At 56.3% G+C, this 11,818-nt stretch carries 11 protein-coding genes; 5 read left to right on the top strand and 6 right to left on the bottom strand.

From position 1 onward, the window contains the following. Positions 1 to 27: 27 nt before the first annotated feature. On the bottom strand, positions 28 to 2,307 hold the full coding sequence (locus GFH31_RS07480) for an NADP-dependent malic enzyme (protein WP_101573633.1): 2,280 nt from the start codon (positions 2,305 to 2,307) through the stop codon (positions 28 to 30). A 129-nt stretch (positions 2,308 to 2,436) separates the two neighbouring features. Here GFH31_RS07480 and GFH31_RS07475 point away from each other — a divergent pair, with 129 nt between their 5' ends. After that, complete coding sequence (locus GFH31_RS07475) at positions 2,437 to 2,904, top strand: type I restriction enzyme HsdR N-terminal domain-containing protein (protein WP_153497724.1); 468 nt, start codon at positions 2,437 to 2,439, stop codon at positions 2,902 to 2,904. Here GFH31_RS07475 and GFH31_RS07470 read toward each other — a convergent pair. The 3 genes from GFH31_RS07470 to fabD all read right to left on the bottom strand — a co-directional run bounded on the left by GFH31_RS07470 (position 2,884) and on the right by fabD (position 5,860). Then, on the bottom strand, positions 2,884 to 3,423 hold the full coding sequence (locus GFH31_RS07470; protein WP_228385734.1) for a GNAT family N-acetyltransferase: 540 nt from the start codon (positions 3,421 to 3,423) through the stop codon (positions 2,884 to 2,886). The two genes, GFH31_RS07475 and GFH31_RS07470, sit on opposite strands and share 21 nt — an antisense overlap. Positions 3,424 to 3,435: 12 nt before the next feature. After that, positions 3,436 to 4,665 carry an ROK family transcriptional regulator gene (locus tag GFH31_RS07465; protein WP_055202962.1) on the bottom strand — a complete coding sequence of 410 codons (1,230 nt, stop codon included), beginning with the start codon at positions 4,663 to 4,665 and terminating at the stop codon, positions 3,436 to 3,438. 310 nt (positions 4,666 to 4,975) lie between these two features. After that, positions 4,976 to 5,860 (bottom strand): ACP S-malonyltransferase, encoded by an 885-nt coding sequence (fabD, locus tag GFH31_RS07460; protein WP_101573631.1) that lies wholly within the window; start codon positions 5,858 to 5,860, stop codon positions 4,976 to 4,978. Positions 5,861 to 6,005: 145 nt separating this feature from the next. Between fabD and GFH31_RS07455 the strand changes: the two genes are divergently transcribed. From GFH31_RS07455 to GFH31_RS07440, 4 genes are all read left to right on the top strand, one after another. Next, positions 6,006 to 6,929: a ketopantoate reductase family protein gene (locus tag GFH31_RS07455; RefSeq protein WP_172970722.1), complete on the top strand. Its 924-nt coding sequence runs from the start codon at positions 6,006 to 6,008 to the stop codon at positions 6,927 to 6,929. Positions 6,930 to 7,047: 118 nt separating this feature from the next. Next, complete coding sequence (locus GFH31_RS07450; RefSeq protein ID WP_153497723.1) at positions 7,048 to 8,463, top strand: transglutaminase domain-containing protein; 1,416 nt, start codon at positions 7,048 to 7,050, stop codon at positions 8,461 to 8,463. A gap of 1 nt (position 8,464) precedes the next feature. Continuing rightward, positions 8,465 to 9,637, top strand: coding sequence for a C40 family peptidase (locus GFH31_RS07445; RefSeq protein ID WP_101573625.1), 1,173 nt, complete (start codon positions 8,465 to 8,467; stop codon positions 9,635 to 9,637). Positions 9,638 to 9,656: 19 nt separating this feature from the next. Beyond that, on the top strand, positions 9,657 to 10,787 hold the full coding sequence (locus GFH31_RS07440) for an enolase C-terminal domain-like protein (RefSeq protein WP_101573623.1): 1,131 nt from the start codon (positions 9,657 to 9,659) through the stop codon (positions 10,785 to 10,787). Positions 10,788 to 10,858: 71 nt separating this feature from the next. Here the strand turns inward: GFH31_RS07440 and GFH31_RS07435 are convergent, their stop codons facing one another. Both GFH31_RS07435 and GFH31_RS07430 read right to left on the bottom strand, forming a co-directional pair. Beyond that, complete coding sequence (locus tag GFH31_RS07435) at positions 10,859 to 10,999, bottom strand: hypothetical protein (protein WP_153497722.1); 141 nt, start codon at positions 10,997 to 10,999, stop codon at positions 10,859 to 10,861. Between the two features lie 62 nt (positions 11,000 to 11,061). After that, positions 11,062 to 11,646: an RNA polymerase sigma factor gene (locus GFH31_RS07430; RefSeq protein WP_055202974.1), complete on the bottom strand. Its 585-nt coding sequence runs from the start codon at positions 11,644 to 11,646 to the stop codon at positions 11,062 to 11,064. Positions 11,647 to 11,818: the final 172 nt, after the last annotated feature.

The raw sequence follows: 11,818 nt of genomic DNA, 5'->3' as shown, positions 1-11,818 counted from the left end.
CTATTTTTAAAAACGAGCGTTTTCCGGCTATTTCGGCTGGATCGTTTCCGCAGCGGCGATGACGCTCAGGTTGCGGATTGATCGGGTGCTGGCCACTTCCGGGATCAGGTGTACGCACGACTGGTTCAGTCCCATCAGGATCGGACCGTTGATTTCGGCGCCGCCGAGGATCTCCATCATCTTGTACGAAATGTTCGCGGACGACAGGTTCGGGAAGATCAACACGTTGATCTCGCGGTCGCCCAGCTTGTTGAACGGGTAGATTTCGTTGCGGGCTTTCTTGTTCAACGCGATGTCGGCTTTCATCTCGCCGTCGACCAGCAATTCCGGATACTGGAAGTGCAGGATTTCCACGGCTTTCGAGATTTTGGCCGCGAGCGGTTCGGTGTCGGTTCCGAAATTCGAGTGCGACAGCATTGCCATCACCGGTTCGATACCGAAATTGCGGACGGTCTGGGCAGCCATCAGTACGATGTTGACCAGGTCTTCGACGGTCGGACTCGGGTTGACGGCCGTGTCGGCGAAGAACATCGGTCCGCGCTTGGTCGTAACGATCTCCATCGCCGCGAGCGTCGTGTTGCTGTTCGTCGTAAAGATCTGGCGTACCGGGTTCAGCGCTTCGGTGTAGCGGTGCGTATAGCCGAGGATCGACGTATCGGCGTCGCCCGAAGCGACCATCATCAGCGTGAACCAGTCGCGGCGCATCATGTATTCGATCGCCTCGTGCATCCGGACGCCCTTGCGGCTTACCTTGTTATACAGCAGCGCTGCGTAGCGACTGCGGCGCGCTTCTTCGCGGTCGCTGCGGAAGTCGACGATGCATTTCGGGTCGAGCGTCAGGTGGTTGTCTTTCAGCAGCGTATTGATCTTCGCACGGTCGCCGACCAGCAGCGGGATAGCAAGGTTTTCGTTGGCCAGGTGAACGGCGGCCTTGATCGTAGTCAGGCGGTCGCCTTCGCTGAAGACGATCCGGCGCGGCGCGGCGGTGCCTACTTTCGAGCGGATGGCGCGCATCAGCTTGTCGTCGCGCCCCATACGGCTGTCCAGTTCGGTAGCGTACGCTTTCCAGTCGGTGATCGTTTTGCGCGCGACGCCCGATTCGATAGCCGCTTTGGCCACGGCGACCGAGATGGTGGAGATCAGCCGCGGGTCGAGGGCCTTGGGGATCAGGTATTCGCGTCCGAACGAAATATTGTTGTCGTTGTAGGCGGCCGCTACGATGTCGGGCACCGGCTCCTTGGTCAATGCGGCCAGCGCCCGCACGGCGGCGATCTTCATCTCCTCGTTGATCTTGGTGGCGCGCACGTCGAGCGCTCCGCGGAAAATGTACGGGAATCCGAGTACGTTATTGACCTGGTTCGGATAGTCCGAGCGTCCGGTTGCGAAGATGATGTCTTCGCGGGCGGCCATCGCGTTGTCATATGAGATTTCCGGATTCGGATTGGCCAGCGCGAATACGATCGGGTTGTCGGCCATGCTGCGTACCATTTCTTGCGTCAGCACGTCGGCTACCGATAAGCCGAGGAATACGTCGGCTCCGACAAGGGCTTCTTCGAGCGTATCGACCTCGCGCGTAGTGGCGAATTTGGCTTTCGCCGCGTTCAGGTTCTGGCGGCGTACCGAAATGACCCCTTTGCTGTCGCACATGATCACATTCTCGGGCTTTACGCCCAGCGCGATGTAGAGTTTCGCGCAGGATACGGCGGCCGCGCCGGCCCCGTTGACCACTACCTGTACTTTTTCGATCTTCTTGCCTGCGATTTCGAGCGCGTTGAGCAGCGCCGCCGACGAAATGATCGCGGTGCCGTGCTGGTCGTCGTGCATCACCGGGATCGACAGCTCCTCTTTCAGGCGTTCTTCGATCTCGAAACATTCGGGCGCCTTGATGTCTTCCAGGTTGATCCCGCCGAACGTGACCGAAATGTTTTTGACGGTTTCGATGAACTGGTCGGTGTCTTTCGTATCGACTTCGATGTCGAATACGTCGATATCCGCAAAGGTTTTAAAGAGCAGCCCTTTGCCTTCCATGACCGGTTTACCGGCCATCGCCCCGATATCGCCCAGCCCGAGCACGGCGGTGCCGTTCGAGATTACCGCTACCAAGTTGCCTTTCGCTGTATATTTGTACGCGTCGTCCGGATTGTCCTCGATCGCCAGGCAAGGCTCCGCCACTCCCGGGGAGTAGGCCAGCGACAAGTCTTTCTGTGTGCTGTAAGGTTTCGTTGGGATTACCTCGATCTTCCCCGGACGCCCCTCCGAGTGGTAGAGAAGCGCCTCTTCCTTTTTACTTTTAGCATTGTTTCCCATATCGCAAGTGTTTATTCAGATGATTTCGGTGCTCTGAAAAATCTTTGTTTATATTTGTAAGCCGGAAAATATGAGCCGGACGACTTTTTTTCGAAAAATCGAATACAAGGTACGAATTTTTATCGATAGATGGAACGACTTTTTCAACTTAATTTTCCCCATTACGTTTTCAGGCTCCGGATGGATGCCGCGCCGCCGCAGATATGGGACGGCGTCCGCAAACGGTGGCTCGTGCTGACTCCCGAGGAGTGGGTGCGGCAGCACTTGATTCGTTTTTTGGTGGAGGAGAAGGGGGCGTTTGCGGCGTGCGTATCTCAGGAACGTCCGGTGGAACTCGCGGGTACGCGGCAACGGGCCGATGTGACGGTGACCGGTCGGGACGGCCGGATCTGTCTGGTCGCGGAATGCAAAGCTCCGCACGTCCCGCTCGACGAGCGGGTGCTCGCCCAGGCGGTACGTTACAACAGCGTGCTGGAGGCTCCTTTCATATTGGTTACGAACGGGCTGCGGCATGTTTGCTGCCGGCGCGATGCGGAATCGGGGCGCTACTGCCCTACTGCCGAATTCCCCGACCTGTCACCATTTTTTCGGGTTTAGCAGTTGTAGCATGTACTCGTCCTGCCAGTCCGACGTGGTTTTCGTCCACTCTTTTTTAAGTCCGATCACCGAAAATCCCTTGCTTTTGAATAGCGCGAGGCTTTGGATGTTCTGCGACGGAATGTCGCAGTACAGTTGGTTGAGGTTCAGCACTTGAAAGCCGTATCGGATCACGATCGACACCGCATGAGAGGCGTAACCCTGCCTCTGGTCGCGCTGGTCGTAGATCAGAATGCCGACCCCCGCCCGGCAGTTGTACGGGTCGAGGTCGAACAAGTCGATGGCGCCGACGGGTTTCCCGTCGGCTTTCGATTCGATGATCAGCCGCAACTGGCGGGTTTCGTAGATATCGCGTTGCTGGTTTTCGATAAACTGTCGCAGCATGTGTTTCGAAAACGGGGCGACCGTGTTGCTCACTTTCCAGATTTCGGTGTCGTTCTCCCATTTGTACAGGATGTTGACATCTTCCGGCTCGAGCGCCCGCAGTCGGATCAGTTCGCTCTCCATCGGATTGGTCATGGCACGCCGCGTTTACAGTGAAATCACCTTGTTGCGGATCAGCATTGCCGCGCCGAGCGAACCGATATTGTCGTCGAGGTTGGTCGTGCGGAACAGCGTGTCGTTGTAAACCAGCCGCAGCGAATATTTGTTGACGGCCGATTTCAGCGGCAGCATCAGGTAGTCGCCGGCGTTGGCCAGGTTGCCTCCGATGATCACCTGTTCCGGGTTGAAAATATTGATCAGAAAAGCGATGCTTTTGCCGATTTTTTCGCCGGCTTCCTCGATCAGTTCGATTGACAGCGTGTCGTCGTTTTTGGCTGCCTGAATGATGTCGTTGATGTGGATCTTATGTTGTTTCTGGTATTTATCCATCAGGATCGTGGTGCGTCCGTTCTTGATCTGCTGGATCATCTTGTTTTCGATGGCGATTCCGGAAACTTCCGTCTCCAAACACCCTTTTTTACCGCAGTCGCAGATGATCTCGTTATCGAAATAGGGCGTATGGCCGAATTCGCCGGCAAAGCCCGATTTCCCGTAGTACAGGTTGCCGTCGATGATGACTCCGATGGCGACGCCGCGGGCGAGGTTCAGGTAAACGATGTTCTTTTCGGAACCCGTGCATCCTTTCGTATATTCGCCGTAGCAGCGGGCGCGGGTGTCGTTTTCGATCAGCACCCGGTGTCCGAGCCGTTTTTCCATGATCTCGCTCAGCGACTCTTCGCGCGAGGTGAAATATTTGTAGCTGCGTCCGGTTTTCGGATTCACGCGCCCGGCAATGCAGATTCCGATGCCGAGCAACTTCGAACGGTCTATTTTGCTGTCGTTTATGAACCGGTCGATCGAAGATCCGATTTTGTCGAGGCATTCTTCCGTGTCGTCGAGGATAAAATCTTGCTCGTGTTCCAGTTGGATGATGTTGTTGTGCAGGTCGGTAATCACCATGACGATCTGATCGCGACTCACTTCGATGCCGGCGAAATAGATGGCCGAATGAGTCAGACCGAAAATGTTCGGCCGGCGTCCGCCGCTGGTTTCGATCTTGCCGCGGTCGGCGATGATGTTTTCGGAAAGGAGTTCCTCGACCAGTTTGGTGACTGTCGGGATGCTGACATGCAGCTCCCTGGCCAGATCCGCCAGCGTACATTCTCCTTCGATCGCCATGCGGGCGATGATATTGCGTTTGAGAATGTTGTTTTTTTGAACGATTCCTTTGGCCTTGCCGTTTTCCGGCTGATTGAAAAATTCCTGTAATGAACTCATGGGGTTAAATTCTGTTATGGTTTGATGTTAGGTTTTTCTTTGTCGGGATTCCGAAAGTTCCGGTCCGCCGGCCTCGAAGTCCGCTGATAGCCACTCATTCTTATCTAATTGGGAAACGGCGGTTTCCTAAATTTAGAATGGTGGCGTTGGTTTTCTTTGAGTGCAAAATAACGCAAAATTTTTCATATATCCGACCGAATTAGCCGAAATATTAAAATCTTACGCCCTCTTATTTCATAAAAAAACCGCACTAGTAAAACGTGCGGTTCGGGAAAATCGTATGAGTATCAGCCGTTTTTTTCGGTCGACATTACAATGTTTGCTTCGATTCGCAAACGGCGGCGCGGTCCACTTTCTTGATCAGGCCCTGCAATACGCTGCCGGGGCCGAGTTCGGTGAACTGCGTGGCTCCGTCGGCGATCATGTTTTGCACGATCTGCGTCCAGCGCACCGGAGAGGTCAGTTGGGCGATCAGGTTGGCTTGGATTTTAGCCGGATCGGTGTACGGTTTGGCGTCGACGTTCTGGTAGACCGGGCAGACCGGTTCGGCGAATGGAGCGGCTTTGATGGCGGCTTCGAGCTCCACGCGGGCCGGTTCCATCAGCGGCGAGTGGAACGCTCCGCCGACGTTCAGCTTCAGCGCGCGTTTGGCGCCCGCCTCGGTCAGTTTGGCGCAGGCGGCGTCGATCGCTTCGTTGCTGCCCGATATTACCAACTGTCCCGGACAGTTGTAGTTGGCCGGAACGACTACGCCGTCGATCGCGCTGCATATCTCTTCGACCGTGGCGTCGGGCAGGCCGATGATGGCGGCCATCGTCGACGGATTCTGTTCGCAGGCTTTCTGCATCGCCATCGCACGTTTCGAAACCAGGCTCAGGCCGTCTTCGAAACTCAGGGCTCCGGCGGCTACCAGCGCGCTGAATTCGCCCAGCGAGTGTCCGGCCGTCATTTCGGGTTTGAAGTCCGCGCCGAGCGATTTGGCCAGGATGACCGAGTGCAGGAAGATTGCCGGCTGGGTTACTTTCGTCTGCTTGAGCTGTTCGTCGGTTCCGGCGAACATGATATCGGTGATCGGGAAGCCGAGAATTTCGTTGGCTTTTTCGAACAGTTCTTTTGCAAGGGGAACGTTGTCGTACAGGTCTTTGCCCATTCCGACGAATTGGGCGCCTTGACCCGGGAATACGTATGCGTGCATATTTTTTCGTTTAGTTGGTTAACAGAGAACAAAGATAAGTAATTTTGCCGAAACCCGGCAACTGTTCTCGACGGGGGGCGTATTTCGCAACGAAATGCTCCGGTTTTTGCTACCTTTGCGGAAAATCAAATCGTTCGGACTGATTATGAAAACGAAAATAGCCATCGTAGGGACGGGCGGCGTCGGCGGATTTCTCGGCGGTCTGCTCGCCCGCCGTTACCGGGACGACCCGGAAGTGGACATCTATTTTATTTCGCGCGGACAAGCCCTCGAAAATATCCGAAGCAGGGGATTGATCGTCGAGTCACAGCAGGGAAATTTTACGGCCCGCCCGAAAGCGGCGACCGATTCGGCCGCCGAGATTGGCGAAATGGATTACATCCTGCTGTGCACGAAGGCCTATGATATCGAAGGGGCCGTCGGGCAGATCCGCCCGGCCATCGGGCCGCGGACGGTGATCCTGCCGTTTCTGAACGGCGTGGATAGCGCCGAGAAGATCAAACGAATGCTGCCCGGACATGCCGTGTGGGACGGGTGCGTGTATGTGGTTGCGTTTATCGTCGAGCCGGGCCGTATCGCCGAACATACCAACGGTTACCGTTACCTGTTCGGTTCCGCGCAGGGGCCGGACGAACGACTCGAAGAACTGGAGCGGATTTTTACCGGCGCGGAAGTCCGCGCCCGGTTGGTTCCGGATATTACCCGGCGAGTCTGGGACAAGTTTGCGTTCATCTCGACCGTGGCCACGGCGACTTCCTATACCGACGAGCCTTACGGCGGCGTGCTTGGCAACCCGGACTACCGGGCGCAGTTCACGGCGCTGCTCGATGAATTTCAGGCGGTGGCGAAGGCCAAAGGAATCGTCCTGTCCGACGGGATCGCCGCCCAGGTGGTCGATCAGATGGAACGGATTCCGACCGATACGACGACCTCGATGCAGCGCGATTTCCGGGCGCACCGCAGCACCGAACTGGAGTCGTTGACCGGCTACATCGTGCGCGAAGGGAAACGGCTCGACGTTCCGACGCCGACTTACGACCGGATGTATGCCGGATTGCTGCAACGTTAACGTATTTTGATCGTGATCCGCATACCTCTCCGGCCGCCCGGTTGCGATTTCCGGGCGGTTTTTTGTTGCCATTGGCCGGTAAAATGCGTAGTTTTGTGAAAATATAGACTGTTTCGGAATGAATCTGTTCAAGTTTTTTTGTCCGGTGCTGTTGGGAGCGTTGGTTTCCTGCGCCGGACGATCCGATTGGCGGAAAGATGCGTCGAATCTGATCGGAGAAGGTCGGTTTTCGCAGCTGGACTCGTTGCTGGAAGAGGCGGAACCCGGCGCGTCGGAACAGGAGCTGCGCGCGATCGACTCGCTGCGGGAGGTCATGCGGCGTTTGCGTATCGAATTTTGTTATAACGAAGGACAGATTCTCTCCCGGATCCGGCAGCGGGTGTCCGATACGGTATCTCCGGAGCAGATCCGTCGATGGGAAAAGTCCGGGAGGTTGGAGATGCGGCGGATCGACGGCCGGAAGCGTTACTTCAGCCGTTCGGTAGGCAACCTGATTCTGCTGGCCCCGGAACTGGAAGGATTGCGGCGGATCGACTCGTCGGAGATCGGTTTTCGGGAAAGGCACGCCGCGCGGGTGATTGCGGCGACCGATTCGCTGGGAATGTGTACGAATCCGGTGACGATGACGATTCGCTATACGCTTGTCGTGGAACCGGATGCCGTGCCGGAGGGCGATACGATCCGTTGCTGGCTGCCCTATCCGCAGGAAGGTTTGCCGCGCCAGACCGGTGTCGAACTGATTTCGGCATGGCCTGAGCGGTATGTCGTGGCTCCGAAGGGAACTCCGCAGCGTAGCATTTGTTTCGAACAGCCGGCCCGTCGCGACAGCGCGACCGTTTTCAGGCTCGCGTTCCGGGTGACGACGCGTGCGCAGTATTTCGATCCGGAGGAGCTGTCGAAGCAGGTCGAACCGTACGATACCCTTTCGGAAGTTTATCGCAAATATACGGCCCAGCGTCCGCCGCACCTCGTTTTCAGCGAACGGATCGAACGGAAGGCCCGCGAGTTGGCCGGCGGCGAGACCGATCCGGTGCGGATCGTTTCGCGGATTTACGATTGGATCGACGACATTCCGTGGGCGGGGGCGATCGAGTACGGCGTGATCCCGAATATTCCCGAGTACGTGCTCGATGCCGGACACGGCGACTGCGGACAGGTGAGCCTGCTTCTGATCGCGATGTTGCGCAGCGTCGGGATTCCGGCGCGGTGGGAAAGCGGTTGGATGCTGCATCCGGGACATGTCGGTCTGCACGACTGGGGATCGGTTTATTACGAAGGCGTCGGGTGGGTGCCCCTCGATATATCGTTCGGCAAACTGGCTGCGAGCGCCGATCCGGCCGTCCGCGATTTCTATAAAACGGGCATGGACAGCTACCGGCTGGTCGTGAACAGCGATTACGGGTATCCGTTCGATCCTCCGAAACGGCATATGCGTAGCGAGCCGGTGGATTTTCAACGCGGCGAAGCGGAAACTTCGGAGCGCAATCTCTATTTCGACGAGTGGGATTATCACATGGACGTTACATACGAATAGAATGAAGAGGATAACGAAAAAGGTTTTATGGACGGCGGCGCTGACACTGGCCGTTTGGGGCGCGAAAGCGCAATCCGCCGGCGATCTGGTGGAACAGGTGCGCGCGCGGTACGCTCCGGACAAACGGGTGGCGGTCTTCGAGATCGAGGCTGAACAGGTCAACGATACGCTGTATATATTAAAGGGCAAGTGCGACGATCCGGAAGCCGTTCGTGCGCTCCGCGAGCGGTTGAGGCGGGGCGGGGTCGCCTTTGAGGATTATACGACGCTGCTACCGTCCCGTGCGCTCGGCGACCGGACGCAGGCGCTCGTCACGCTGTCGTCGGTCAACCTGCGCACCGCTCCGGCTCATGCCGCCGAGTTTGCGACCCAGGCGATCCTCGGAACGCCGTTGCGGGTGCTCGACGTGCAGGGCGGCTGGTATCGGGTGCAGACTCCGGACGGTTATATTTCGTGGGTGGACGACGATGCGATCGCACTGAAAACACCCGGTGAGATGGAGTCCTGGCGGATGTCACAGCGGTTTATCTACACCGGATACATCGGATTCGTCTACGCTGGGCCGGACGAGGAGGGTTCCCGGGTTTCCGATCTCGTGCTCGGAACGGTGCTGGAGGTCGATCCGGCGGGTAAGACGAACCGGAAGTTCATTGCCGTCCGGCTGCCGGACGGACGCTCCGGTTATGTGAAACGCAGCGAAACGCAGGATTTTACCGAATGGGCGGCCCGGGAGTTGCGGCCGGACGGCCTGGAACGCACGGCGCGCAGCATGATGGGAGTGCCTTATCTGTGGGGAGGAACTTCGGTCAAAGGGGTCGACTGTTCCGGAATGGTCAAGACGGCCTATTTCGCCAATGGCGTAATCCTGGCGCGGGACGCTTCGCAGCAAGCCCTGACCGGGGAGAAGATCGCGCCCGAAGCGTGGCGGGATTGCCGCAAGGGCGACTTGCTGTTTTTCGGCAACGCGCAGACCGGCCGCGTGACGCATGTGGCGATGTATCTCGGCGACGGAAAATTCATCCATGCTTCGGGGCGCGTCAAGGTCAACAGCATCGACCCGCAAGCGGAGGACTTCGTCGGGTATCCGTGCCTGTCGATCAGCCGGATCGTCGGCCGGATCGGAACGCCCGGTATCGCGCGGGTGGCCGGCCATCCGTGGTATTTCAACCGATAATCCTATCAATCCGATAACCATGAACAGAAGAGACTTTTTGAAGACCACGGCGATGGGGCTCGTTACGGCCGGGGTGGCCGCTTCGCCGCTGCTGGGCGCTTGTGCGGGGAAACCGAAAAAAGGGCGTAGCGGGAAGCTGAATTTGACGTTCGAGCCGTACGATCTGAAGTTGATCCACCCGTTTACCGTGGCGGTCAATACGCGTACGCATACGCCCGACGTACAGGTGCAGCTCGAGTACGACGGCGTGATCGGCTACGGCGAAGCGTCGATGCCGCCTTACCTCGGCGAGACGCAGGAATCGGTCTGCAAATTCCTCGGATCGCTCGATCTCGGCCAGTTCGCCGATCCGTTCCGAATGGACGAAATTCTCGAATACGTCGATTCGGCGGCTCCCGACAACCGGGCGGCGAAAGCGTCGGTCGATATCGCGCTGCACGATCTGACCGGAAAGCTGCTCGGTCAGCCGTGGTATAAGATATGGGGACTCTCGCCGGAGAAAGCTCCCGACACGTCGTTCACGATCGGGATCGATACGGCGGACGTCGTACGCAAGAAAGTGGAGGAGACGTCGCCCTATAACGTCATTAAGGTGAAGATGGGGCTCGACAACGACAAGGAGCTGGTCGAAATCATCCGTTCGGTGACCGATAAGCCGCTGTGCGTCGATGCCAACCAGGGTTGGAAGGATAAGGAGAAGGCGTTGGAGATGATCGAGTGGCTCAGCGAACGCAATACGCTGTTCGTCGAACAGCCGCTGCCGAAAGAGATGATCGACGAGACGGCATGGATTCGGGAGCGAAGCCCGCTGCCGATTATGGCCGACGAGTTTTTACAACGGCTGCCGGACGTCCGGCGTGCCGAGGGGGTGTACGACGGGATCAACATCAAGCTGATGAAGAGTACCGGCCTGCGTGAAGCCTATAAAATGGCGGTGTTGGCCAAGGCGTTGGGAATGAAACTGATGATCGGATGTATGACCGAGACTTCCTGCGCTATAACGGCGGCGGCCCAACTGGCGCCGATGATGGACTGGGCCGACCTGGACGGCAATCTGCTGATTTCGAACGACCGATTCGACGGGGCCCGGATCGTCGATGGGCAGGTGACGCTGCCCGACCGTCCTGGAATCGGGGTCGTTCCGGTTTAGATTTTTTGAAGAGTACGAGTAAGGAATATAATAAATAAAATAAAGGGCGCCGAATTGAGCGCCCTTGGTTTTTACTTTTTGTTTAACGCCTCTCTCAGCAGGCAGTCGACTAAAATCAGATCATTGTCTTCCCCCACTACTTCTTTGGAGAAAAGTTCTTCATCAGCCAGCCTTTCGGCATTAAAACCGTACTCATTGTAACTTTCGTCCATAGGCACAATTTGATTTTGATCGTTTGTACCTATATAACGCCCGACTCCGGCGATTATTGCCTTTAACTCAAGATTAACTGCTTTTCGTCGATCATTTTGCGCATGTTGATCAGCGCATAGCGCATCCGTCCGAGCGCCGTGTTGATGCTGACGTTGGTTTCGTCGGCTATCTCCTTGAAACTAAGTCCCATGTAGTAGCGCATCAGGACGACTTCTTTTTGTTCGGCCGGCAGGAAATCCACCAGTTTGCGAACATCCTCGGCGATCTGATCGGAGATCATCCGGTCTTCGACCGTCGAATCGGAGAGTTTCCGGTTGTTCAGCAGGTCGTATCCGGCTTCGCCTTCGGAGATGTGGTTTTGCTGTTTTTTCTGTCGGAAATGGTCGATCACCTGATTGTGCGCGATACGCAGTACCCACGAAAGAAATTTTCCGTTTTCGGTGTATCGTCCGTCGTTCACGAAACGGATTACTTTGATAAGAGTTTCCTGGAAAATATCGTCGGCCAGGTCCCGGTCCTTGACCATCATGTTGATGTAATCGAAGACCCGTCGCCGGTGCCGGTTGACAAGTACAGTTACAGCATTCTCATTGCCTGACAGATAGACATTAAGCAAATCGTTGTCACTTAACTTCTTCAGATTCATATACTACTCGTTATTAGTTTAGAGTAGATATTCTCGATAGGCAATTCTTTTAAATAATTAGACTTTAGCGTCGCAATATACATAAATTTTTTGAATTCGCAAATTTTTCTACTCAACATGATTTCGATCCTTTTTACAAAAGCTGTGCCATAATTTGATAAACAGCCTGCTG

Source organism: Alistipes sp. dk3624 (assembly GCF_009557455.1).
In the GTDB taxonomy this organism is placed as follows: domain Bacteria; phylum Bacteroidota; class Bacteroidia; order Bacteroidales; family Rikenellaceae; genus Alistipes_A; species Alistipes_A hominis.
The sequence above is the reverse complement of the archived record's forward strand: the minus strand, read 5'-3'. Positions and strand labels throughout refer to the sequence as shown.